We start from the raw sequence: 24,099 nt of genomic DNA on the forward strand, positions 1-24,099 counted from the left end.
CGTGCTCTTCTTCGGTAGAGCCACCGTTGAAGCGCGAAGTAATAGTAATCATTCTCGTTATCACTTGTAAAGCGCTTTATTGAGAATTTTTCTCATTTCCACACCCTTGTTGCGAGTATTGTTAATCTGTTTGACGCATTTTTAGTTTTGCCAGGTTAAAAATTACCGCTTTTACTATTTACCCTGCACCAAATTTGGGGCGCAGGCTCAGAGTACGGTACACTGAACAAATTGCCTGAATTTACTGAAATCCTATGCGCACATTTCTTCTGACGCTGCTATCCCTGCCGCTGCTGTTCGCCAGTCCGGTACGGGCAGCAGAAAGTCACGATATCCGCCAGACCGGCTTTGTTTACTGCGTTAATGGCGTAGTTAATACCTTTAACCCTCAGTTAGCGTCAGGAGGTGTGGTGGTCGATACGGTCGCCGCACAGATCTATGACCGCCTGCTGGGGGTTGATCCTTATACTTACCGTCTGATGCCGGAGCTGGCCCAAAGCTGGGAAGTGAGCGATAACGGCGCCAGCTATATTTTTCATTTGCGCCGCGGCGTCTCTTTTCAAAGCACCCCCTGGTTTACCCCAACGCGTCAAATGGACGCCGATGATGTGGTATTCAGCTTTGAACGCATTTTCAATCGCCAATCCCCCTGGCATAACGTCAGCGGCGGACGCTACCCCTATTTTGACAGCCTGCAGTATGCCGATGCGGTGAAAAGCATTCGCAAGCTGGACCGTTACACCGTTGAAATTCGCCTTGAAAAGCCTGATGCCTCTTTTCTCTGGCATATGGCAACCCATTACGCACCGATTCTTTCCGCCGAATATGCCGCGAAGCTGACCCTTGCGGACCGTCAGGAACAGCTGGATCGTAAACCGGTCGGTACCGGCCCGTTTCAGCTGCAGCAGTATCAGGCTGGGCAGTTTATTCGCCTCGAGCGCAACCCGTCTTACTGGAAAGGGAAACCGCGCATGTCGCAAGTGGTTATCGACCTTGGCGCGGGCGGAACCGGGCGGCTCTCTAAATTGTTAACCGGTGAATGCGACGTGCTGGCGTATCCGGCTGCCAGCCAGCTATCGATTCTGCGTGACGATCCGCGCCTGCGGCTGACACTGCGCCCCGGGATGAATATTGCCTATCTGGCGTTTAATACCAACAAAGCGCCGCTCGATCGTCCGGAAGTACGCCAGGCGCTGGCGCTGGCTATCAATAATCAACGCCTGATCGCCTCGGTTTATTACGGCACCGCAGAAACTGCCGCCTCGATTCTACCCCGCGCTTCCTGGGCGTTTGACAGCAAAGCGCAGGTTACCGCCTACGATCCGGACAAAGCGAGAAAGGATTTACAGGCGCTGGGCATCAAAAATTTGCATCTGTCGCTTTGGGTGCCATCATCTTCTCAGTCCTGGAACCCCAGCCCGCTGAAAACCGCCGAGCTGATTCAGTCTGACCTGGCGCAGGTCGGCGTGCAGGTGACTATCCACCCGCTGGAGGGCCGTTTTCAGGAGGCCCGTCTGATGGAGATGAATCACGATCTCACCCTCAGCGGCTGGGCGACGGACAGTAACGATCCGGACAGCTTCTTCCGCCCGTTATTGAGCTGCGATGCGATAGGTTCGCAAACCAACCTGGCGCACTGGTGCGACCCCAGCTTTGACGCGCTGTTGCAAAAGGCGGTGCGTTCTCAGCAGTTGGCAACGCGCATAGAGGCTTACGATCAGGCGCAAAAAATTCTTTCAAGCCAGCTGCCGGTACTGCCGCTGGCTTCCTCGCTGCGTCTGCAGGCGTACAGATATGATATCCAGGGGCTGGTGTTAAGTCCTTTTGGCAATGCCTCATTTGCCGGAGTTCATCGCGATTCAGACGAGAAAAAACCATGATAATTTATACTCTCAGACGGCTGCTGCTCTGGCTTATTACCCTGTTTTTTCTCTCGCTGGTCGGCTTCAGCCTGAGCTATTTTACCCCGCATGCGCCGCTGCAAGGCGCCTCGCTGTTTGACGCCTGGCGCTTCTGGTTTGAAGGCATAATGCACTTTGATTTCGGCGTATCCAGCATTAACGGCATCTCGATTAACCTGCAGCTGCGCGAAGTATTTCCCGCCACGCTGGAGCTATGTATTCTGGCGTTTACTCTGGCGCTGCTAACCGGTATCCCGCTCGGCATCTGCGCGGGCGTTTTGCGTAACCGGTGGCAGGATAAGCTGATTAGCGCCCTGGCACTGCTGGGCTTCTCGCTGCCGGTATTCTGGCTGGCACTGTTGCTGACCTTGTTTTTCTCGCTGACTCTCGGCTGGCTGCCCGTTTCCGGCCGCTTCGATCTGCTCTATCCGGTGGAAAATATCACCGGGTTTGGATTGATAGACGCCTTTCTTAATCCGCCGCAGTGGCGCCATGAAATCATCATCAGCGCCCTTCGCCACCTGGTGTTGCCGGTTATCACGCTATCCGTTGCGCCCACTACCGAAGTCACGCGCCTGATGCGCATTTCAACCCGTGAAGTCATGGAGCAGAATTACATTAAGGCGGCGGCTATTCGCGGCCTGTCGCGTTTTACCGTTATCCGGCGTCATGTATTGCATAATGCGCTGCCGCCGATTATTCCGCGCCTTGGACTGCAATTTTCCACCATGCTGACGCTAGCGATGATCACAGAAGTGGTGTTTAGCTGGCCGGGAATGGGACGCTGGCTGATCGACGCGATTCGCCAGCAGGATTATGCTGCCATTTCTGCCGGCGTGATGGTGGTGGGCGGCCTGGTGATCAGCGTCAACGTACTGGCTGATATTCTTGGAGCGATGATGAATCCGCTGAAGCACAAGGAGTGGTATGCCCTCCGATAATATCTACGCAGAGAAACGGCTGCCCAGCCCGCTGCGTCACACATGGCGACTGTTTTATCGCGATACCACCGCGATGATTGGTTTTTATGCTTTTATCGGCCTGCTATTTTTATGTCTGTTTGGCAGCCTGCTGGCGCCTTACGGCATTGATCAGCAATTTCTTGGCTTTCAGCTATTGCCGCCCTCCTGGTCACATTATGGCGACGTTTCTTTTTTCCTCGGCACCGACGATCTGGGGCGCGATGTTCTCAGCCGCCTGCTGAGAGGCGCGGCGCCGACGGTCGGTTCCGCCATCATCATTACGCTGCTTGCATCGCTGTTTGCCACGCTGCTTGGTATTTTCGCTGGCATAACCCACGGATTGCGCTCGGCGATACTTAACCACGTGCTGGATACTTTTTTATCGATTCCTTCGCTGCTGCTGGCCATTATCGTCGTTGCCTTCATGGGACCGGGACTCGACCATGCGCTGCTGGCGGTATTTCTAGCGGTTCTGCCGCGGCTGGTGAGAGAGATTTATAGCGCGGTACATGATGAAATGGAAAAAGAGTACGTGGTGGCTGCCCGACTCGATGGCGCTCGCAACCTGAGCATCCTGCGCTATGCCATACTGCCTAATATCGCCCCGCTGTTGGTATCGGAGTTTACGCGCGGATTATCAATGGTCATTCTGGATATTGCCGCGCTGGGCTTTCTCGATCTTGGCGCCCAGCTGCCCTCGCCTGAATGGGGCGCAATGATGGGCGACTCGCTGGAACTGATTTATGTTGCGCCCTGGACCGTTATGCTGCCCGGCGCTGCGATTATGATTAGCGTCCTGATCGTAAACCTGCTGGGTGAAGGCATCCGACGCGCCATTATTGCGGGGGTAGAATAATGCCATTACTGGATATACGTAACCTGACCATAGAATTTATGACCGCCAACGGCCCGGTAAAAGCCGTCGATCGCGTCAGTTTCAGCCTTGCTGAAGGGGAAATCCGCGGGCTGGTCGGCGAATCCGGCTCAGGTAAAAGCCTGATAGCCAAAGCCATCTGCGGGGTAACACGGGAAAACTGGCGCGTCACCGCCGACCGTATGCGTTTTGATGACATCGACCTGCTGCATCTTACGGCTCGTGAACGTCGTAAGCTGGTGGGCCAGAACGTCTCAATGATTTTTCAGGAGCCGCAATCCTGCCTCGACCCGTCTGAGAGTGTCGGACGGCAGCTGGTGCAGGCGATCCCCGCTTCAACCTTTCGCGGGCGCCTGAGCGAGCGTTTTCGCTGGCGCCACCGTCGCGCCATTGAGCTGCTGCACCGGGTAGGTATTAAGGACCACAAAGATATTATGGGCAGCTTCCCTTATGAGCTGACCGAAGGCGAGTGTCAGAAGGTAATGATCGCGATTGCGCTGGCAAATCAGCCGCGCCTGTTGATTGCTGACGAACCCACAAACGCCATGGAGCCGACCACCCAGGCGCAGATATTCCGCCTGCTTTCGCGATTGAATCAGAATAACAACACCACCATCCTGCTTATCAGTCACGATCTGCAAACCATGAGCCATTGGGCCGATCGTATTAACGTCATGTATTGCGGCCAGACGGTGGAAACCGCGGGCAGCGAGGATTTAATTACCGCACCCCATCACCCCTATACTCAGGCGCTGATCCGCGCGATGCCTGATTTTGGTCGCTCGCTGCCCCATAAAAGCCGCCTCAATACGTTGCCCGGCGCTATCCCCTCGCTGGAAAGCCTGCCGATAGGCTGTCGTCTCGGCCCCCGCTGCCCTTATGCACAGAAAAAGTGTATTGAAGCGCCCAGGCTGACCGGCGCGAAAAACCATTTATTCGCCTGCCACTTTCCGCTGAATATGGAGGCACCGTAAATGGTCGAAACGCTGCTGGAGGTGCGTAACCTGAGTAAAACCTACCGCTATCGCACCGGTCTGTTCCGTCGTCAGCACGTTGAAGCGGTTAAAAGCGTCAGTTTCACCCTGCGCGAGCGCCAGACGCTGGCGATCATCGGTGAAAACGGCTCAGGCAAATCCACCCTGGCGAAAATGCTTAGCGGCATGATAGCCCCCAGCGAGGGTGACATTGTGATTGACGATCATCCGCTGGCCTTTGGCGATTATGGCTATCGCAGCCAGCGTATTCGCATGATTTTTCAGGATCCCAGCACCTCACTTAATCCGCGCCAGCGCATCAGCCAGATTCTGGAGTTTCCGCTGCGCCTGAATACCGACCTGACGCCGGAGGAGCGGCAGAAGCGGATTATCGCTACCCTGCGCCAGGTCGGACTGCTGCGCGATCACGCGGCCTATTATCTGCATATGCTAGCCCCCGGCCAGAAGCAGCGTATCGGTCTGGCGCGCGCGCTGATTTTGCAGCCAAAGGTGATTGTTGCCGATGAAGCGCTGGCATCGCTGGATATGTCCATGCGTTCTCAGCTGGTTAATCTGATGCTGGAGCTACAGGAAAAGCATGGGATTGCCTATATCTACGTGACGCAGCATCTGGGCATGATGAAGCACATCAGCGATCAGGTGATCGTTATGCATCAGGGCGCGGTGGTTGAGCGCGGCGGAACCGCCGATGTGCTCTCCGCGCCGCTGCATGAACAGACTAAGCGTCTGATTACCAGCCACTTCGGCGAAGCGCTAACCGCTGAGGCCTGGCGTAAAGACCGCTAACTGACTGAATCAGGTGATTATTTCAGCACGCTGCGTGGTCGGATTAACGTCGGGAAACGAGTTGTGCTAGAATCGCCGGGTCGATTAACGCCGGTCGCACTTTCAATGGTTGTCGCGACCGCTACAACAATGACTTATAAGGATTACAGCTATGGGTTTTCTTTCCGGTAAACGCATTCTGATTACTGGCGTTGCCAGCAAACTTTCCATTGCCTATGGTATTGCGCAGGCAATGCACAAACAGGGCGCAGAGCTGGCTTTCACCTATCAGAACGACAAGCTGAAATCGCGCGTGGAAGAGTTTGCCAAAGATCTCGGCTCTGACATCGTTCTGCCGTGCGATGTCGCCGAAGATGAAAGTATCAAATCGCTGTTTACTGAACTGGCAAAAACCTGGCCCAAATTTGACGGCTTCGTACACTCCATCGGCTTCGCGCCCGGCGATCAGCTGGATGGCGACTATGTTAACGCCGTGACCCGCGAAGGCTTTAAAATCGCGCACGATATCAGCGCCTACAGCTTCGTTGCGATGGCCAAAGAGTGCCGTCAGCTGCTCAACCCCAATTCTGCTCTGCTGACGCTTTCTTATCTCGGCGCAGAGCGCGCGATTCCTAACTATAACGTGATGGGCCTGGCAAAAGCCTCGCTGGAAGCCAACGTGCGCTATATGGCAAACGCGATGGGACCGGAAGGCGTGCGCGTCAACGCCGTTTCAGCCGGCCCGATCCGTACCCTGGCCGCTTCCGGCATCAAGGATTTCCGTAAAATGCTGGCCCACTGCGAAGCGGTGACCCCGATTCGTCGTACCGTTACTATCGAAGACGTCGGCAACTCTGCCGCCTTCCTGTGTTCCGACCTTGCTGGCGGTATTACCGGTGAGGTCGTTCATGTCGATGGCGGCTTTAGCATTGCCGCAATGAATGAGCTGGAGCTGAAATAAGCTTCCCGGGTGGGACTTCGGTCTCACCCTCTCCCTTCCTGCTTTGCCATGTCGTTATAGCCTCCTGCTATTAATTAGTGCTGAAGATTATTTTGTCTGACCGCCAGGCCAGGCGAGGATAGTCCTGAGATTGCATTCTGCCGCCGCCAGACTCCGCTCTGCCTGCGCCGATCACAAGGACTTTCCCCATGGAATCACGCCGTTTGTCCGGCAACAATCACTGGTACCACGAAACGCTTGCCACCGGACGCGCTGACACGCCGCCATTAGTGCCGGAAGCCGCCGTTGCGGCCGATCCCTTTCTTCTGGGCGCTGCGGATAAGGCCAGCCCCCAGCTACAACAGTTCATAGATACACAGCGCCCCATGCTGCAAACCGCCAGGGAACTTTATCAGCAACTTTTCCCGGCGCAGGTAACCACCAACCGTCTGAATACTCTGACGCTTTATGATCGTCTGAGTAGCGCATTAACGGTCGCGCAGGTTACCGGTATTCAGCGCCTGTGCAATCATTACGCCGCCAGGCTCAATCCGCTGCCCGGACCGGACTCCTCGCGCGAAAGTAACCGGCGACTGACGCAGATAACCGAATATGCCAGGCTGATGAGCAGCCAGCCTTCGAGGCTCGATGCCATGGCGCTGCAACGCCTTGAAGAGGCTGGTCTGACGCTGCCCGATATTATCACCTTCCACCAGCTGATTGGCTATGTCTGCTATCAGGCGCGCATTGTCGCCGGCATCCACGCCCTTAGCGGGCAGCCCGTGCGCTGGCTGCCCGGTCAGAATATTAGCCCGGATGCCCCTTCTGTGGCGGTGAAAGAAGGCGATATCTGGCAGCCGCGCTTACACTACCCGCAAACCAGCTATCTCTCAGACAGACAAAGTGACATTGTCACCCAATGCGCCCGGCAGCATTTTCCCACGGGCGCGCTGAATCTGCTGGTACAGGACGAAAAGGTTTTACTGGCGATGAGTAAGCTGCAGCGGCTGACAGACGACATCAGCCCGCTGGCTCAGGCCGTCTGCGCATCGATTAACGGCAGCGGCTGGTGCCTGCAACAATATTCCGATCCGCGACGGCGGGAAATATTACAGGCCGGAATTGATGATTTGCCTGCCGCCGCCTTTAATGCCGAAGAACGGGCGGTGATTAACCTCGCCGCCTGGCTGACGCGAACGCCGGATCGTCTCAGCGCCGCCCATTTGCAGCCATTACAGCAAACAATGTCATTGCAACAAATCTGGCAGCTCATTCAACAGATAGCTATCGCTAACTGGCAAAACCGCCTGTTGCAGACGCTGGGTTCGCTGTCGCCGCAATAATCGCCGCGCGAGCGGCGTCAAAAAAGCGTTGCGCCAGCGGTGTGGCGCGCCCCGGTCCGGCAATCGCCACGGCACCATAGCGCGCCATTGGCGAAATGTCGAGCGGCACGGCGTGCAGTGAGGGCATCATTCCCGGCAATAAATGCCCGACTGGCGATAATGCGCAGCCAAGCCCGCAGTGTACCGCCTGCATCAGCTGAAAGATCGAACTACTTTCCAGCACCACCCGCGGCGTCACGCCCGCATCGCGGAACTGCGCGTCCAGATAGCGACGAAAATAACGCGTCGGCTCGGCAAGACACAGGGGCACAGTCGCCAGCGCCGTGAGTGACAGATGCGGGAGCTGGCTATATTGCGCAAAAAAGTCCGGATTAAAAATCAGCTCAACGCCGCGATCTATCAGCGGCTGGGCCTGAAACTGCAGGCCACTCAGCGTTGCCAGCTCAAAAAAACCGATGCCAACATCAATCGTATGGCTCAGCAGCGCTTCCAGTAACTGGTCGGCGCTCAGCACCGCCACGCGGTAATCCAGCTGGGGAAACTGCTGGTTAACGCTTTTAAGCAGCGCGGCCAGCGCAAGGCTACATTGTGGAACCACGCCAATGCGTAACGTCCCGTTGACGCCATGCTTAAGCGACTCCACCTCCAGCTTCAGACCCTGATAAACCGAGACTATCTCACGCGCCCAATCCAGCACGCGCTCTCCCTCGGCGGTGAAGCCAGCAAAATTATTGCTGCGGTTGATGAGCGGAACGCCCAGCTCACGCTCAAGGTTTTTCAACCGCATTGATAAGGTTGGCTGGCTGACGAAGCTGGCCTCGGCGGCGCGGCCAAAGTGGCGCTCGCGCTCAAGATTGCACAGGTATATTAATTGCTTAATGTCTATTTTGTTTACCTTTCCCAAAATCAGGCTGTCCGACTGAACTATAACAGAGGAACCCTACGCCACCAGCTAACTTAAGTAAGTTCTGCCCCGCTATCCTGCCTACCCCCTTATGCTGATAGTTGCCTGCTCTCAGTCCAGCGCGAGATTTTCATCAGCAAAGGTAACCTTATCCCAGGATTATTCTGAAGAACGCCTGAAGCTCTCGATTTAGCACTGTTTTTTTGTCAAATTGCAGCGAGTTAAAACGCACAGGCGTTTCAGGTAACCGTATTAGTACGTCATATCATCACGCTATCGTTTTTTTTGACAGGAGGTTTTATGTCTGACGCGCAGCGCATCAAGCAGTTGGAAGAGACAATTCACCAGTTAAAAATCGAAACCCGGGTGCTCAGGGAATTAATGCAGCAGCAGGTGGCCCTGAATAATATCAGCTTCAAGGGCAAGTACGACGAAGTCATTATTCATATGGCACAGGAATATGAAGCCCTTGGGCTGGAAGAAGACGACAATCAGGCGATGCGCGACGCGCTAAGGTCATATATTAAAGACAAGGCGGGCGACGAGCCGGCCTGAAACGTTAATAAAGCGGTCTGAATATTGCCGATGCGTCGCCGGGATAAATGTTAAAAAAGCAATACTCACCGGCCGATGTTTACGCCCCGGCGCAGACCGCTACTGACGAAATAAAAACCAAATGTTAACTCTACAAGGACTAAAAACAGCCATTATTTGCGCCAGCTCACATTAATTTACCCACCACGATAAACCAGACCTATCGCTCAATACGTTCAATCAATTAGACAATTTATTTACCTGTAATCACACTGGCAAAACCAGCAAGTCATATACTATTAACAAACAGCCAACAGTTTTGCCGCTTATTATGAAATTCAAATCGCAGATCAAACCCTACCAGTCAGCCGCAGGCGGCTGGGGTTCACTGGAAGCCACCACCCGCTTCGTGTTTGACAGCAAGCAGGTGATTAAAAATTTGCGCAATCTGATGCGCGTAAACAAAGCGAAAGGCTTCGACTGCCCCGGCTGTGCCTGGGGCGATGACAATAAAAGCACCTTCAGCTTTTGTGAAAACGGCGCCAAGGCGGTGACCTGGGAAGCCACGCGTCGCTATATTGATGCCGCTTTTTTTAAGCGTTACAGCGTGACCCAGCTGTATCAGCAAAGTGACTATTTTCTCGAATATCAGGGGCGGATCACCGAACCGCTGCGCTATAACCGCGCGACCGATCATTATGAGCCGATCGGATGGGATGAAGCATTCGAGCTGATCGCCCGTCATATCCGGGCAATGGACAATCCGGATCAGATGGAGCTTTATACCTCCGGGCGCGCGAGCAACGAAGCCTCATGGCTGTATCAGCTGTTCGGCCGCATGGCCGGCACCAATAACTTTCCTGACTGCTCCAATATGTGCCATGAAGCCAGCGGCACCGGTTTAAAGCGCAGCATCGGCGTCGGCAAGGGCACTATCCTGCTGCATGATTTTGAGCAGGCGGACGCCATCTTTGTATTTGGTCAGAATCCCGGCACCAATCACCCAAGGATGTTGCACAGCCTGCGCCATGCTGCCGATCGCGGTGCGCGCATTGTTACTTTTAACACCCTGCGCGAACGCGGCCTGGAGCGCTTTGCCGATCCACAGAACCCGGTGGAACTTCTGACACCGAAATCAGGCGCGATCAGTTCAACCTATTACCAGCCCAATCTTGGCGGTGATATGGCAGCGATACGTGGCATGGTCAAAGCCCTGCTGGAAACCCATCGTCAGCGTATCAATGCTGGTGAAGCCGGTATTTTCGCGGATGCCTTCATTGCTGAACATACTCACGGAATGGAAGACTACCTGACCGCGGTGGACGCAACCGACTGGCAAACCATTACCCGCCAATCCGGGCTTAGCGAGCCTCAACTGCGTCAGGCCGCCGCTATTTATCAGCAGGCTGAACGGGTGATTTGTACCTGGGCGATGGGGATCACTCAGCATAAGCACTCGGTTGATACCGTGCGGGAAATCGCTAATCTCCAGCTGCTATTCGGCCAGCTTGGCAAGCCGGGTGCCGGCCTGTGTCCGGTGCGCGGACACAGTAATGTGCAGGGTAACCGTACGATGGGGATTGATGAAAAGCCATCTCAGGCTTTTCTGGATAGCATGGCGGCCCATTTTGATTTTACGCCGCCGCGTGCAGCCGGTCATAACACCGTACAGGCGCTACAGGCCATGCTGCGTGACGAAATCAAGGTGCTGATTGCCCTGGGTGGCAACCTGGCCGCTGCCGCCCCTGACAGCCCGCGAACTGAAATGGCGCTGCAACGCTGCGGATTGACGGTCCAGATCAGCACCAAACTCAACCGCACTCATCTGGTGCCGGGAAATGAGGCGCTGATTTTACCGACAATCGGGCGTACTGAAGAAGATATCCAGGCCAGGGGCGCTCAGTTTGTTACCGTTGAAGACTCATTTAGTATGGTTCATGCATCGCAGGGCGTGGGTAAACCGCTGACCAGTACTCAGCGCTCGGAAACCGCCATCGTTGCGGGCATCGCGCAGGCAACCTTAGGCAACGATAAGGTTGACTGGCTGGCATTAGCCGCTGATTACAACCTGATTCGCGATCACATTGCCGCCACCATCCCCGGCTTTGCAGATTTCAATCAAAAATGCGAGCAGCCCGGCGGTTTCTGGCTGGGAAATGCCGCCGCGCAATACCGCTTTAATACCGATAACGGCAAGGCCAATTTTAGCGCCGCAACCCTGCCCGTTTCGCTGTTTCCGGCCATTGACGCCAGTGAAGTGCCTTTTACGCTGCAAACCCTGCGCTCGCACGATCAGTACAACACCACTATTTATGGTCTTGACGATCGCTATCGTGGCGTTTACGGACAGCGCGAGGTGCTGTTTATTCACCCTGATGATATGGCTGAGATGGGACTGCAAGCGGGCGAAAACGTCGATATTGAAACCTTGTGGAATGACGGTATCACCCGCCGGGTAGAAGGATTCAAGCTGGTCCCCTATGCCATACCTCGCGGCAACCTGGCCGCGTATTATCCGGAAACTAATCCGCTGGTTCCGCTGAGCAGCTTTGGCGATGGCAGCGGTACGCCAACCTCCAAATCCGTGCCGGTAAAAATTACCCGTTCCTACAGCAGTAACACGCTGCGTATTGCCTGATTGTTCTATCCGCCCGTGCGTTTAGCGCACGGGCTTTACGGCGATGCCATGCCGTTGCCATCATCCTGACCCAGTCAATATTAACCTTGCCGCCTGCGCGCTATTCGCGTAAAACTGTCAACCGCTCTTAGGCCACTAAAACTGTTTAAATTATGTTCCAGGATAATCCGCTGCTCGCGCAGCTTAAAGAGAAGCTTCACTCCCAGACACCGCGCGTTGAAGGGGTAGTGAAAGGCACGGAAAAAGGCTTTGGCTTTCTCGAAGTAGACTCACAGAAAAGTTACTTCATCCCACCGCCGTTTATGAAAAAAGTGATGCACGGCGATCGCGTGGTGGCCATCCTGCAAACCGATAAAGACCGTGAAATCGCCGACCCGGAAACCCTGGTAGAGCCGTTTCTTAATCGCTTTGTGGGTCGGGTGCAGAAAAAAGACGACCGCCTGTCAATCGTTCCGGACCATCCGCTGCTGAAAGATGCTATTTCCTGCCGCCCGGCGCGTGACCTCAACCATGAATTTAAGGCCGGAGACTGGGCCGTTGCCGAGATGCGTCGTCATCCGCTGAAAGGCGACCGCGGTTTTTATGCCGAGCTGACCGAATATATCACCTTTGGCGACGATCATCTGGCGCCGTGGTGGGTGACCCTGTCACGCCACAATCTGGAGCGCGAAGCCCCGGCTGAGGTTGCGACAGAGATGCTCGACGAGCCAATGCAGCGCGACGATTTAACCGCCCTCGACTTTATTACCATTGATAGCGCCAGCACCGTCGATATGGATGATGCGCTGTATGTGGCAGAGATGCCCGATGGCGAGCTGCAGCTGACTATCGCCATTGCCGATCCGACCGCCTGGGTTGCCGCCGATAGCAAACTGGACCGCATTGCGGCTGAGCGCGCGTTTACCAACTACCTGCCGGGCTTTAATATCCCTATGCTGCCGCGCCAGCTTTCAGATGACTGGTGTTCGCTGCGTCCTGACGAGCGTCGTCCTGCGCTGGTTTGCCGCGTCACCGTCGCCAAAGACGGCACGCTGAGGGATGACATTCATTTCTTTGGCGCCTGGATCGAATCTAAAGCGAAGCTGGCCTATGACGACGTTTCTGACTGGCTGGAAAATAGCGGCAGCTGGCAGCCGCCAGGCGACGCAATAGCCAACCAGATCCGCCTGCTGCACCGCGTTAGCCTCGCCCGCAGCGAATGGCGCCAGACGCACGCGCTGGTATTTAAAGATCGTCCGGATTACCGCTTCCTGTTGGGTGAACAAGGTGAGGTGCTGGATATCGTCACCGAACAGCGCCGTAGCGCCAATCGCATGGTAGAAGAAGCAATGATCGCCGCAAACATCTGCGCGGCGACGGTATTACGTGATCGGCTGGGCTTTGGCGTTTACAACGTCCACCTCGGTTTCGATGCCGCCAACGCCGAACAGGCCAGTGCCGTGCTGGCTAATCACGGCGTCAGCGCTGACCCGCAAGCCATTGTCACCCTTGAAGGTTTTCGCACGCTGCGCAGAGAGCTGGACCGGCTGCCTACGCAGTTCCTCGACAACCGCATCCGCCGCTTCCAGTCCTTCGCCGAGATCAGCAGCGAACCCGGCCCGCACTTTGGCCTTGGCCTGGAGGCTTACGCCACCTGGACGTCGCCGATCCGCAAATATGGCGACATGCTTAACCACCGCCTGCTGAAAGCGATTATCCGCGGTGAACAGGGCCAACGCCCGGCGGCGGAAATCACTCAGAAGATGAGCGAGCGCCGGCGCCTCAATCGCATGGCCGAGCGCGATGTCGGCGACTGGCTGTACGCCCGTTTCCTGCAAAGCTCGGCCGGAACCGATAAACGCTTCAGCGCGGAGATTATCGACGTTTCACGCGGCGGTATGCGTATCCGCCTGCTGGACAACGGCGCGGTGGCCTTTATCCCTGCGCCCTTCCTGCACGCGGTCCGTGATGAACTGGTTTGCAGCCAGGAAAACGGCACTGTCGAAATCAAGGGCCAGGTTAACTGGCGCGTGTCGGACGTCATCGCGATCACCATCGCCGAAGTGCGCATGGAAACCCGCAGCATTGTCGCCCGCCCGGCGGCATAGCACTCAGGGTGAGGCTGCAACGGCCTCACCCTGCCATCACGATTAAAAACGCCTGTTAATTCACAAATTCCTCAGCAAATACCACCGCTAACAAATAATTACATTACTTTTAATTTGCCATAAACCTTTCTGATGCGTCATCAGTGGGATGACAAGGAGTGAAGTAATGAAGAACGTCAAGTCCGGCTTGATCTGGATCGCGGTGGCGTTAATCGGCGCCGCTGCCTTTGCGATGCTGGCGCTGAAGCGCGGTGAGCATGTCAACGCGCTCTGGCTGGTAGTCACCGCCGTTGCCTGTTACTGCATTGCATACCGTTTTTACAGCCTGTTTATTTCGCGACGTATTTTTGAATTAAATGATAACCGCCTGACGCCCGCCGAACGCTATAACGACGGGCTTGATTATGTTCCGACCAATAAATGGGTGCTGTTCGGCCATCATTTTGCTGCCATCGCCGGCGCCGGGCCGCTGGTTGGTCCGGTTCTGGCGGCACAGATGGGTTTTTTACCTGGCACTATCTGGATCCTGGTCGGCGTGGTATTTGCCGGCGCCGTGCAGGATTTTCTCATTCTGTTTATTTCCACCCGCCGCGATGGCCGTTCACTTGGTGAAATGGCGCGTCAGGAGCTGGGCCCTTTTGCCGGGGTGGTTACCATGCTGGGCGCTTTTGGCGTCATGATAATCATTTTGTCGGCGCTGGCTCTGGTGGTAGTGAAGGCGCTGTCTAACAGTCCATGGGGACTGTTTACTATTGCCGCCACCCTTCCTATCGCCCTGCTGATGGGCATCTATATGCGCTTTATCCGCCCGGGTCGCATTCTGGAGGTATCGATTATCGGCTTTGTGCTGATGATGGCCGCGATCGTTTATGGCGGCACGGTCGCTCAGGACCCATTCTGGGGACCGTTCTTTACCCTGAAGGGCACCACCCTGACCTGGGTTCTGGTGATTTACGGATTCGTTGCCTCAGTGCTGCCTGTCTGGCTGCTGCTGGCGCCGCGCGATTACCTGTCAACCTTCCTTAAAATCGGCGTTATTCTCGGGCTGGCAGTGAGTATTGTTATCGCCATGCCTGATCTGAAAATGCCCGCCGTCACTAAATTTATTGACGGTAGCGGGCCGGTGTTTGCCGGTAATCTGTTTCCGTTCCTGTTTATAACTATTGCCTGCGGCTCGATTTCCGGCTTCCATGCGCTGGTTTCCAGCGGCACCACGCCAAAGCTGGTTGAACGGGAAAGTCATATGCGCGTTATTGGCTATGGCGCCATGCTGATGGAGTCATTCGTGGCGATCATGGCACTGATTTGTGCTTCGGTTATCGATCCCGGCGTCTATTTTGCCCTTAACGCCCCGGCGGCGGTGATTGGCACGACAGTTGAAAACGCCGCGCAGGTGATTAACAGCTGGGGTTTTGTTCTGACGCCGGAAACCCTGACGCAAATTGCCCATGATGTTGGCGAGACCTCAATACTTTCGCGCGCGGGCGGCGCACCAACCTTCGCCGTCGGCATGGCGCATATCATCACCGAGGTGGTAAACAGCCGGGCGATGATGGCGTTCTGGTATCATTTTGCCATCCTGTTTGAGGCGCTGTTTATACTCACCGCCGTTGACGCCGGAACCCGCGCCTGTCGCTTTATGGTGCAAGACTTGGTTGACGTGGTGGTGCCTTCGCTGGCCAATAACCGCTCATGGGCGGGGAACATCGCGGGTACTGCCGTTGCAGTTGCCGGCTGGGGTTTCTTTGTTTATCAGGGGGTCATCGACCCGCTGGGCGGTATTAACACCCTGTGGCCGCTGTTTGGCATCGGTAACCAGATGCTGGCCTCAATGGCGCTGATCCTCGGCACCGTCGTCCTGTTTAAGATGAAAAAACAGCGCTACGCATGGGTTACCGTGCTGCCGACAGTCTGGTTGTTTATTACCTCCATGACGGCTGGCTGGCAGAAAATATTCGACGCTAAGCCCGCCGTCGGTTTTCTTGCCCAGGCGAATAAATTTGCCCGTGGCATCGACAATGACATGGTTATTGCACCAGCAAAAACCATGGCGGACATGCACACCATCGTGATAAGCAACCAAATCAACGCCGCCCTGTGCGGTTTTTTCATGCTGGTTGCCGTTACCATGCTGATAGCAGCGGTATTTGTGATCCGCAAAGCCTTAGCCAGCAAAACCGCCACCACCCACGAAACCGTGCCGGCGCTGCGTAATGAGGCGAATCATGTTTAATGCAGCGAAAGCATGGGTGCGACCTGCTACGCCTGGTCGGTTTAAAACGTTCACGCCGCTTAATGCAGCAGACATTAAGCCGCAGACAGGCTGGCGCCTGCTGTTAAGCCGGCTAATGCAAAGCTTTCGGCTGATGGTTGGCGTGCGTGACTACCAGACCTACTTGCAGCATATGCAGCGCATGCACCCAGAGAAAACACCGATGACCGCCCGTGAATTTTATCGTTATTGCGTCGACGCGCGTTTTCCTACTAAGCCTGGCTCCCCCGGCAGATGTCCGTGTTAAAAATATTACCCCGGGGCAAACCCGGGGAATTTTCCACTCATCGGGCCTGCTTGATAATAAAAAATATATTCACCCAGTATCTTGTAACGGTACAGATAGCCGAATACTGTTGCTAAAATAAAGAGATATGCCTGCACATTGCCACGGCCTGAGGAGTTAAAAATGACCGATGAGTTGGGTCAAACGTTGCTATACACCTGTTTTGGCACGACCTGCCCCCATTGGCGTCTGACTTCTGACAGCGATGCCCTGCGATTTGCCGAGGACGAAAAGTCGCAGACTAGCCTTGCGGTTGCGCTAACCGCGCCGCAGGCCAGCCTTATTCGCACCATGACGGTAATTACCTCCAGCGTAAACATAAGCCTGCGCATCCAGGGTGAAGAACTGCACTTGCATCTGGTTGGCCGAAAAATCAATCAGAACGAATGGGCGGGAACCGCCTCCGCCTGGGGAGACAGCTCAGCCGTTGCGCGCGATTTAATCCACGGTTTGTCGTTCGCCGAGCAGGTGGTTTCTGAAGCAAACTCCGTTATTGTGATCGTTGATCGACGCGGTAATATTCAACGCTTTAACCGTCTCAGCGAAGAGTACACCGGTCTGAGGGAACAGGAGGTTATCGGCCGTAACGTATTTCAGCTGTTCATGACCAAGCAGGAAGCTGCCGCATCGCGCCGCAATATCACCGGCTTTTTCCGTAACGGCGAGTCCTATGAAGTTGAACGCTGGATCAAAACCAAACGCGGGCAGCGGCTGTTCCTGTTTCGTAATAAATTTGTTCACAGCGGCAGCGGTCGCAACGAAGTATTCCTGATCTGCTCCGGAACCGATATTACCGAAGAACGCCGCGCGCAGGAGCGCCTGCGGGTACTGGCGAATACCGATACCATCACCGGGCTGCCCAACCGCAACGCCATTACGCAAGAGATTACTGAAGCGCTTGAACAACGCGGCGATAGCGAAGTCGGCCTGATCTATCTTGACCTGGATAACTTTAAAAAGGTCAATGATGCCTACGGCCATATGTTCGGCGACCGATTGCTGCAGGCCGTTTCTCAGGCGATACAAAGCTGCCTGGAAAAAGAACAGGCGCTGGCGCGACTTGGCGGTGATGAGTTTTTGATCCTGGTGGAAGATACCAGTAAAACGGCGCTAATCGGCATTGCTGAACGTATTCTGGAACGGTTAAAGCAGCCGTTCCGCATTGGTCTGATTGAGGTTTATTCCGGCTGCTCAATAGGCATTGCCATCAGTCCACAGCATGGCGAGGACAGAGAAAGCCTGATCCGCAATGCAGACACCGCCATGTATACGGCAAAAGAGAACGGTCGCGGCAAATTCTGCCTGTTCAGCGCCGAGATGAATCAGCGGGTGTTCGAATATATCTGGCTCGACACTAACCTGCGCAAGGCGCTGGAACACCAGCAGCTGGTTATCCACTATCAGCCCAAAATCGATACCAACGGCCATGTCGACAGTGCTGAGGCACTGGTGCGCTGGAACTCGCCTGAACGTGGGCTGGTTCCGCCCGCCAGCTTTATTCCCTACGCAGAGGAATCGGGAGTGATTGTGCCGCTTGGTCGCTGGGTGCTACTTAGCGTGCTGGCGCAGATTGCTGAATGGCGCCGTAAGGGAATTAATCTGCGAATCGCCGTTAACGTGTCGCCACGACAGCTGATAGACCATAGCTTATACAATGAGTTGAAAAAAGCGCTTGAAGATGCACAGCTGACCGGCTGCCCGCTGGATATTGAGCTGACCGAGAGCTGCCTGATCGAAAATGAAGAGCAGGCGCTGGCTGTAATGCAGCTATTTCGCCAGCTGGGCGCGCAAATTCATCTGGATGATTTCGGCACCGGCTATTCCTCGCTTTCTCAACTCACGCGTTTCCCGATTAACGCCATTAAGCTGGACCAAAGCTTTGTCAGAGGGGTCAATCTCCAGCCTGTTTCGCAGTCGCTGGTGCGCGCTATCGTGGCCGTCGCCAGCGCGTTGGATCTGTGCGTGATCGCCGAGGGTATTGAAACCGTTGAAGAAGATAAGTTTGTTATTGCTAACGGGGTGAATATTCGGCAGGGTTTTCTACATGCAAAGCCAATGTCCGCAGAAGCATTGGAACACTGGCTTAAGCAACGTAAATAACGACGGGGATTACTGCGTTAGCCAGCTTTACGCAATATCTGTGCGCTATGGCGATTTTGCAATAATACCAGCCGCTCCATGTAAGCAAGATCTTTAGCGTCGATAGTGAATGCTGAATCGACCCAGTCTTCCGTAATGTCCATCAGCTCTGAGCGACTTAGCTGCAAAACGCGCTGACGGGCGCGCAGCATTGCCTTAACACCGTTAAGCTTGGGCGACAGCGTATCGATGAAGGTACGAGTGGCGCGATACCCCTCCCCTGGCTGGAAAAGTTTATCGACCAGCCCGCGGGTTTCGAACCATTCCCCGGTATGGGCCTCCCCTTCACAAATCAGCTCTTCCGCCAGCCTCATACCCGCGCGTCGGGCAACCAGCGAGTAGCCGCCCATACCGGGAAACAGGTTAAACGCAATTTCCGGAAAGCCCATGCGCGCGGTATTCTGCGCCAGGATAAAGTGATGGGCCAGCGCCGCCTCAAATCCGCCCCCCAGCGCGCTTCCTTCAACCATTGCCAGCGTCACCGCACCGGTATCAAAGCCGCGCGCGGCAGCATGAACGCAATCAACGCAGGCACGCGCATAGGCGCGCAGCGCTTCACGACGGCCAGATTTAATTGACTCGACAAAAAAGCGTAAATCTCCGCCAACGTTGAACATCGAGGGTACCAGCGAGCCGGTGACCCAGAAATCAATCCTGAGCCCTGAACGCTGAGCCGCGTAACTGAGGTTCATAATTTCCTCGATTAGCGCATGATTAAAATTCGGCCGGGGCTGAGAACGCAACAGCATCCACATCGTGTGGCGCTCCTCCTCATAGTAAGCAGAAAGTTGCGTGTTATCGCCAGCTTCGGTAAACAGTCGGCAGGTGGTCTGATTAATTACTGTCATAGTCGTATCCTCAATTATTAATGCGTCATTCGCATTGCCAGACTAATCCAGACTGCCGACTCACTAAACGGGTGGTTGATTTCCATTGCAAAAATATATGGAGCACGTTTAATTTCCGCAGTGGAAAACATCGTTATAATTAAGAAAAACTTTATTTATGACCTTGATATTGCAGCCGTAAAAAAATTCACTGAGCGCTGATTATAAAGAATTTCTTTCCAAATCCGCCCACTTTGCTTTCAGACTATTTACCTGTGAAAGTAACCAGCATTCGCTAAACTTTGCTAAGGTTAATGCTACGCAAGGTGATAATTAGCCCGGTTTCTTTTAATCCTCTGGCCAGGCAGACGCATCACGCTGTGATTGAGCGACCGCGGTCGCCAGACAGGGAATTCCACCGTTTTAACGGTAAACCAACATGTTACGCAGATTGCGCATAATAAATACTCAGGCAACACTGCAGCTGTTTCAAAGGAGAGAGATGATGAATACAATGACTAAGCGCCTTACGGCCGTTGCGCTGGCGACCACGCTGGCAGTTTCTCTGGCAGGTTGTTCACACTGGTCAAAACGCGATAGAAATACCGCGATTGGTGCCGGGGTTGGCGCAGTAGGTGGCCACGTTCTGACCAATGGCAGCGGAGTGGGAACGCTGGGCGGAGCGGCGGTGGGTGGCATTATCGGCCATCAGGTGAGTAAGTAATATCAGCGAAAGTCCAGCGCTGACATCGATAACAAGGCCGCAGATTTAAAATATCGGCAATTCGACGTTTTAAACCTGCGGCCTTTAAGACAGCGTCAACCGCCAGCCAGCTTTACCTGCATTCCTTTACTTTCCAACAGCGATTTTAATAATTCGCGCTTGTCGCCCTGAATTTCAATCACGCCATCTTTAACCGCACCGCCGCAGCCGCACTTTTTCTTTAATTCGCCGGCAAGCTGCTGCAAAGCCGCGTCGTCAAGATCGATGCCGCTGATCAAACTCACGCCCTTGCCCTTACGTCCGCTGGTCTGACGATGGATGCGCACGATGCCATCTCCCCTGGCGCGCGCCGGTTTGACCTTTTCTTCTTCAATGCGCCCGCTTTCAGTGGAGTAGACCAGACGGCTGTTATTGTCGCGCATTTATGCCTCCTGTAAGGATGTCAGGATAGTATGCAAGGTCGCAGCAGGGTCGGCTGACTGCGTGATGGGACGACCTATTACCATGTAATCAACACCCGCCTGCGTTGCCTGCTGCGGCGTCATAACGCGCCGCTGATCGCCAATATCACTGCCTGTCGGACGAATACCCGGCGTCACCAGTTTGAAATCAGCAGAAAACTGCTGTCTGAAGCTGGCAGCTTCTTGCGCCGAGCAAACAACGCCGTCCAGACCACTGTCCCGGGCTAAGGTCGCCAGCTGGGAGGCATACTCCGCAGGCGTCAAATTAATTCCCAGCCCGGCTAAATCCTCAGCGTCCATGCTGGTCAGAACGGTAACGGCAATCAGCATGGGGGCATCAGCACCATAAGACAACAGCGCTTCGCGAGCGGCATTCATCATTCGCGCCCCGCCGCTGGCATGCACGTTCACCATCCAGACGCCAAGTTCGGCCGCGGCGGCAACCGCATGGGCGACGGTATTGGGAATGTCATGAAATTTGAGGTCTAAAAATATCTCAAAACCGCGCTGCTGAAGCTGTGTGACAAACTGCGGCCCGAATAAGGTGAACATCTCTTTGCCGACCTTCAGTCGGCAGCTTTGCGGATCGATTTTATCAACAAAAGCCAGCGCGCGGTTGCGATCAGCGTAATCGAGGGCCACCACTACCGGTGACTGAATGACAGGAGATTGCATGGTCTGGCCTCTTATACTGCACTCGGGGTGCGAACATTAAATCGCAAGCATTCTACCGGGCTGGATAAAAAAATCATCCTTTCAGCTAATTTACGCCAAAACTGGCTGCTAAACGAATTCAGCGCAGTAGTCCCTGCAACAGTAATAGCGCTAGTCTTTAGTATGTTGTAACTAAAGTAAGGTCTGAAAACCTTCCCGGTGAATTGTCCCCGCTTAAAAATAACGCATCGATGAAGGTAAGGTAGCGTGAAGCCTGGCTCCGGCCGGCAGCGACTTACTGCCCGTCCAGCCCGCGAATCGGCTTGACGGAGGACCAGGCGCGGCACGAAGGACAGTGCCAGTATAAAGCGTGAGCGGTAAAGCCGCACTTGTGGCAGCGATAGCGCGGTTTAGTGCGGATCTGTTCGCCAACCATGCCTTGCAGCACCTGCAGGCTTTCTTTGGCGCGGCCGTCCTCGGCTTCCTGCAGATGAAAGTCCATCAGGCGGTAAAAGCCACGCATCGTCGGATGGCGCTGCATCTGCCGGTTAATATACGTTTGCGCAGCCTCTGTGCCCTGCTGGCGCTCCAGAATATCAGCCAGATACAGCTCAGCCGACGCGCCGGTGTTCTCTTCAACGCAGCGCCGCAGATAATCGACCCATGCATCCTGCTGATCGAGCTGGATATAGCAATTTTCCAGCATCTCCAGCGTTTCGCTGACCAGCTCTTTATCCTGTTCCAGCACCCGCTGCAAACGGTCAATGGCGCGGCTGTACTCTTCTTTTGCGATATGAATTCGGCCCATCATAATAGAGATGCGTGCGCTATCGCGATCGGCCGCCTCCCCTTTTTTCAGCAGGCTGATTGCCCGCTCAAGATCATCGCTGCCGAGGGCTTGCAACGCCAGTTCACAATAAAAATGCGCGATTTCCAGACGCTGACTCTCTTTGCCTTGCTTTACCAGCTTTTCAGCGACCTCGATAGCCTTCGGCCAGTCGCTGACGGCCTGATGGATAATCAGCAGTTGCTGCAACGCGCTCACGCGAAAATCTTCTTCATCGGTCAGCTGGCTGAACATGCCCTCCGCGCGATCGTAAAACCCAGCGACCATGAAATCACGGCCCAGCTGTTGAATTGCCAGTAAACGCTGTTCGTAGGAGAGTGAGGCGCTTTCCATTAGTGACTGGTGGATACGGATCGCACGATCGACCTCGCCGCGCGAGCGAAACAGATTGCCTAAAGTCAGATGCGCTTCAACAGTACCGCTGTCCTCTTTTAACATGTCGAGAAACAGATCGACCGCTTTATCCTGCTGGTTGGAAAGCAGGAAGTTTACCCCCGCGACGTAATCACGCGAGAGGCGGTTTGCTTCCTGCTGCTTATCCTGCTGCGCACTCCTGCGCCCCATATACCAGCCATAGGCAGCGGCAACGGGCAATAACAGAAACAGCAGTTCATACATATAACGTTATTCCTTGACCGTCGGTGCCGAAGCGGCGGCTGCCGTCGTGTCGTTCTGAATTTGTTGCTGAAGACGTTTAAGCTTGCGCTGACTGTTAGCCAGTTGCATCCGCACCCGCAGCCAGAATAAGCCGCAGATTGCCCAGCCGAGTAAAAAGCCTACGCCAAACAGGCTTGCCAGCAGGGTTGAGATACGAAACTCGCCCTGGGCCAGCAGGAAGTTAAAAGTCACAACCCGATCGTTATGCGCTCCAAGCGTGATTGAGATAATAAAAATCACCAAAACCAGTAAAAAGAGAAGTAAAAATTTCACGGTTTGTCCTGTTATTGAGGTTAAGCAGATGAATTATGCCAAAAAAAACGGGATGGTGCTTGTAATCCTACGCGCGCACTAAACTTCAAACAGTTATGGGGGCTGATTGCCTAAAAACAATGCTATTCCTCGTTCTCGCGCTGCGTGATTTCACGCTGTTCACGCGGCGGCACCGTCAGTGGGCCGCTCCAGCGCTGTGCGCACCAGGTGGCAACAATAACCAATAGCCAGCTCACCAGCACCGCCGCTGCCAGATCGCGCGGCCAGTGCATTCCCAGAACCAGCCGGCTGGTCATGACGCCGGTTGCCCACATCATCAGCAGCGCAATGGTTTTATAATGGCGGCGCGGCCAGAGCAGACCGACGCTCAGCAATGCCCAGCTCGCGGAGAACATCGAATGGCCTGAGGGAAACGCATAGCCGGTTTCGAAAGCCCAATGTCGTTTCAGCCAGTCGGGAATACGATTATCGTGCTCAATCAATTGCCTCACCTGGGCGCTTCGCAGGTCCCGCGTTTGAGCGTAAAAAGCCACGTTTTTAACCTGGTAAGCCTGCTCCAGCCAGACCACATAAGGTCGCGGCTCTTTCACCAGCGCTTTGATCGACGTGTTGCTGTACTGACCGCCGCTAATCGCCGCAACCATAATCGCCAGTAATATTAACGCGGGTTTGAGGCGAAAGCGCAGGCACCAGAGGAACCAGCAGCACAGCAAGGCGCTGGTTAAAATGCCCCAGGGACGGGTAACGCTTTCAGTGAGCCAGTACAATGCGTACTGGATGCTGCCGTTGCCTCCCGGCGCCCAGCGCCAGCCTGAGGCCCAGACCGCCAGCGGCATTATAATCAATAGCAGCGCCCCTACGCTGGTACGCTTGACAATATCACCCATTCTGCTTTCCTGTAACAACGGAGTAAAAAAGAGGTTATTGATATAAAATAGTAGCAAAAATAATAACCTATCAATAAAAAACGCGCTATCAACGCCAAACAACGTTTATAGCTCTTAGGGTTACCCTTT

The 24,099-nt window shown here is 54.7% G+C and carries 21 protein-coding genes; 14 read left to right on the forward strand and 7 right to left on the reverse strand.

The window, feature by feature from the left end:
• Nucleotides 1-254: 254 nt before the first annotated feature.
• The 7 genes from sapA to BTJ39_RS04270 all read left to right on the forward strand — a co-directional run bounded on the left by sapA (nucleotide 255) and on the right by BTJ39_RS04270 (nucleotide 7,780).
• Nucleotides 255-1,880 (forward strand): ABC transporter substrate-binding protein SapA, encoded by a 1,626-nt coding sequence (sapA, locus tag BTJ39_RS04240; protein ID WP_078001432.1) that lies wholly within the window; start codon nucleotides 255-257, stop codon nucleotides 1,878-1,880.
• Nucleotides 1,877-2,842, forward strand: a complete 966-nt coding sequence (sapB, locus tag BTJ39_RS04245) for a putrescine export ABC transporter permease SapB (RefSeq protein WP_078001433.1) — start codon at nucleotides 1,877-1,879, stop codon at nucleotides 2,840-2,842. The genes sapA and sapB overlap by 4 nt, the downstream gene beginning before the upstream one ends.
• Complete coding sequence (sapC, locus tag BTJ39_RS04250; protein ID WP_078001434.1) at nucleotides 2,829-3,719, forward strand: putrescine export ABC transporter permease SapC; 891 nt, start codon at nucleotides 2,829-2,831, stop codon at nucleotides 3,717-3,719. The genes sapB and sapC overlap by 14 nt, the downstream gene beginning before the upstream one ends.
• Nucleotides 3,719-4,711: a putrescine export ABC transporter ATP-binding protein SapD gene (sapD, locus tag BTJ39_RS04255; protein ID WP_078001435.1), complete on the forward strand. Its 993-nt coding sequence runs from the start codon at nucleotides 3,719-3,721 to the stop codon at nucleotides 4,709-4,711. Before sapC ends, sapD begins: the two co-directional genes overlap by 1 nt.
• Complete coding sequence (gene sapF, locus BTJ39_RS04260) at nucleotides 4,712-5,518, forward strand: putrescine export ABC transporter ATP-binding protein SapF (protein WP_078001436.1); 807 nt, start codon at nucleotides 4,712-4,714, stop codon at nucleotides 5,516-5,518.
• Nucleotides 5,519-5,669: 151 nt separating this feature from the next.
• A complete protein-coding gene (gene fabI, locus BTJ39_RS04265) occupies nucleotides 5,670-6,458 on the forward strand; it encodes an enoyl-ACP reductase FabI (RefSeq protein WP_078001437.1) in 789 nt (262 codons plus the stop codon).
• A 188-nt stretch (nucleotides 6,459-6,646) separates the two neighbouring features.
• Nucleotides 6,647-7,780: a carboxymuconolactone decarboxylase family protein gene (locus tag BTJ39_RS04270; protein ID WP_078001438.1), complete on the forward strand. Its 1,134-nt coding sequence runs from the start codon at nucleotides 6,647-6,649 to the stop codon at nucleotides 7,778-7,780.
• Here the strand turns inward: BTJ39_RS04270 and BTJ39_RS04275 are convergent.
• Entirely contained in the window at nucleotides 7,728-8,666 is a 939-nt protein-coding gene (locus BTJ39_RS04275; RefSeq protein WP_078001744.1) for a LysR family transcriptional regulator, read from the reverse strand. The genes BTJ39_RS04270 and BTJ39_RS04275 overlap by 53 nt on opposite strands.
• 318 nt (nucleotides 8,667-8,984) lie before the next feature.
• On the opposite strand from BTJ39_RS04275, the gene BTJ39_RS04280 reads away from it, so the two are divergent.
• The 6 genes from BTJ39_RS04280 (at nucleotide 8,985) to pdeR (ending at nucleotide 18,601) form a co-directional block, all read left to right on the forward strand.
• Nucleotides 8,985-9,239 carry a hypothetical protein gene (locus tag BTJ39_RS04280; RefSeq protein ID WP_078001439.1) on the forward strand — a complete coding sequence of 85 codons (255 nt, stop codon included), beginning with the start codon at nucleotides 8,985-8,987 and terminating at the stop codon, nucleotides 9,237-9,239.
• Between the two features lie 310 nt (nucleotides 9,240-9,549).
• Nucleotides 9,550-11,856: an FdhF/YdeP family oxidoreductase gene (locus BTJ39_RS04285; RefSeq protein ID WP_078001745.1), complete on the forward strand. Its 2,307-nt coding sequence runs from the start codon at nucleotides 9,550-9,552 to the stop codon at nucleotides 11,854-11,856.
• A 152-nt stretch (nucleotides 11,857-12,008) separates the two neighbouring features.
• Nucleotides 12,009-13,943, forward strand: a complete 1,935-nt coding sequence (locus tag BTJ39_RS04290) for an exoribonuclease II (protein ID WP_078001440.1) — start codon at nucleotides 12,009-12,011, stop codon at nucleotides 13,941-13,943.
• Nucleotides 13,944-14,109: 166 nt separating this feature from the next.
• On the forward strand, nucleotides 14,110-16,176 hold the full coding sequence (locus BTJ39_RS04295; RefSeq protein WP_078001441.1) for a carbon starvation CstA family protein: 2,067 nt from the start codon (nucleotides 14,110-14,112) through the stop codon (nucleotides 16,174-16,176).
• Nucleotides 16,169-16,462, forward strand: a complete 294-nt coding sequence (locus tag BTJ39_RS04300; RefSeq protein ID WP_078001442.1) for a YbdD/YjiX family protein — start codon at nucleotides 16,169-16,171, stop codon at nucleotides 16,460-16,462. Before BTJ39_RS04295 ends, BTJ39_RS04300 begins: the two co-directional genes overlap by 8 nt.
• Before the next feature lie 162 nt (nucleotides 16,463-16,624).
• Nucleotides 16,625-18,601, forward strand: a complete 1,977-nt coding sequence (gene pdeR / locus BTJ39_RS04305; RefSeq protein WP_078001443.1) for a cyclic di-GMP phosphodiesterase — start codon at nucleotides 16,625-16,627, stop codon at nucleotides 18,599-18,601.
• 17 nt (nucleotides 18,602-18,618) lie between these two features.
• Here the strand turns inward: pdeR and BTJ39_RS04310 are convergent, their stop codons facing one another.
• A complete protein-coding gene (locus tag BTJ39_RS04310; RefSeq protein WP_078001444.1) occupies nucleotides 18,619-19,488 on the reverse strand; it encodes a crotonase/enoyl-CoA hydratase family protein in 870 nt (289 codons plus the stop codon).
• A gap of 481 nt (nucleotides 19,489-19,969) precedes the next feature.
• Here BTJ39_RS04310 and osmB point away from each other — a divergent pair, with 481 nt between their 5' ends.
• Nucleotides 19,970-20,191 carry an osmotically-inducible lipoprotein OsmB gene (gene osmB, locus BTJ39_RS04315; RefSeq protein ID WP_176110222.1) on the forward strand — a complete coding sequence of 74 codons (222 nt, stop codon included), beginning with the start codon at nucleotides 19,970-19,972 and terminating at the stop codon, nucleotides 20,189-20,191.
• A gap of 95 nt (nucleotides 20,192-20,286) precedes the next feature.
• Here the strand turns inward: osmB and yciH are convergent, their stop codons facing one another.
• The 5 genes from yciH to pgpB form a co-directional block, all read right to left on the reverse strand.
• Nucleotides 20,287-20,613, reverse strand: a complete 327-nt coding sequence (gene yciH, locus BTJ39_RS04320) for a stress response translation initiation inhibitor YciH (protein WP_078001446.1) — start codon at nucleotides 20,611-20,613, stop codon at nucleotides 20,287-20,289.
• Nucleotides 20,614-21,327, reverse strand: coding sequence for an orotidine-5'-phosphate decarboxylase (gene pyrF / locus BTJ39_RS04325; RefSeq protein ID WP_078001447.1), 714 nt, complete (start codon nucleotides 21,325-21,327; stop codon nucleotides 20,614-20,616). It lies immediately after the preceding gene.
• Between the two features lie 274 nt (nucleotides 21,328-21,601).
• Nucleotides 21,602-22,771 carry a lipopolysaccharide assembly protein LapB gene (lapB, locus tag BTJ39_RS04330; RefSeq protein WP_078001448.1) on the reverse strand — a complete coding sequence of 390 codons (1,170 nt, stop codon included), beginning with the start codon at nucleotides 22,769-22,771 and terminating at the stop codon, nucleotides 21,602-21,604.
• Between the two features lie 6 nt (nucleotides 22,772-22,777).
• Entirely contained in the window at nucleotides 22,778-23,083 is a 306-nt protein-coding gene (locus tag BTJ39_RS04335; protein WP_078001449.1) for a LapA family protein, read from the reverse strand.
• 122 nt (nucleotides 23,084-23,205) lie between these two features.
• Nucleotides 23,206-23,970 (reverse strand): phosphatidylglycerophosphatase B, encoded by a 765-nt coding sequence (pgpB, locus tag BTJ39_RS04340; protein WP_078001450.1) that lies wholly within the window; start codon nucleotides 23,968-23,970, stop codon nucleotides 23,206-23,208.
• Nucleotides 23,971-24,099 lie beyond the last annotated feature (129 nt).

The organism is Izhakiella australiensis (assembly GCF_002006995.1).
GTDB lineage: Bacteria > Pseudomonadota > Gammaproteobacteria > Enterobacterales > Enterobacteriaceae > Izhakiella > Izhakiella australiensis.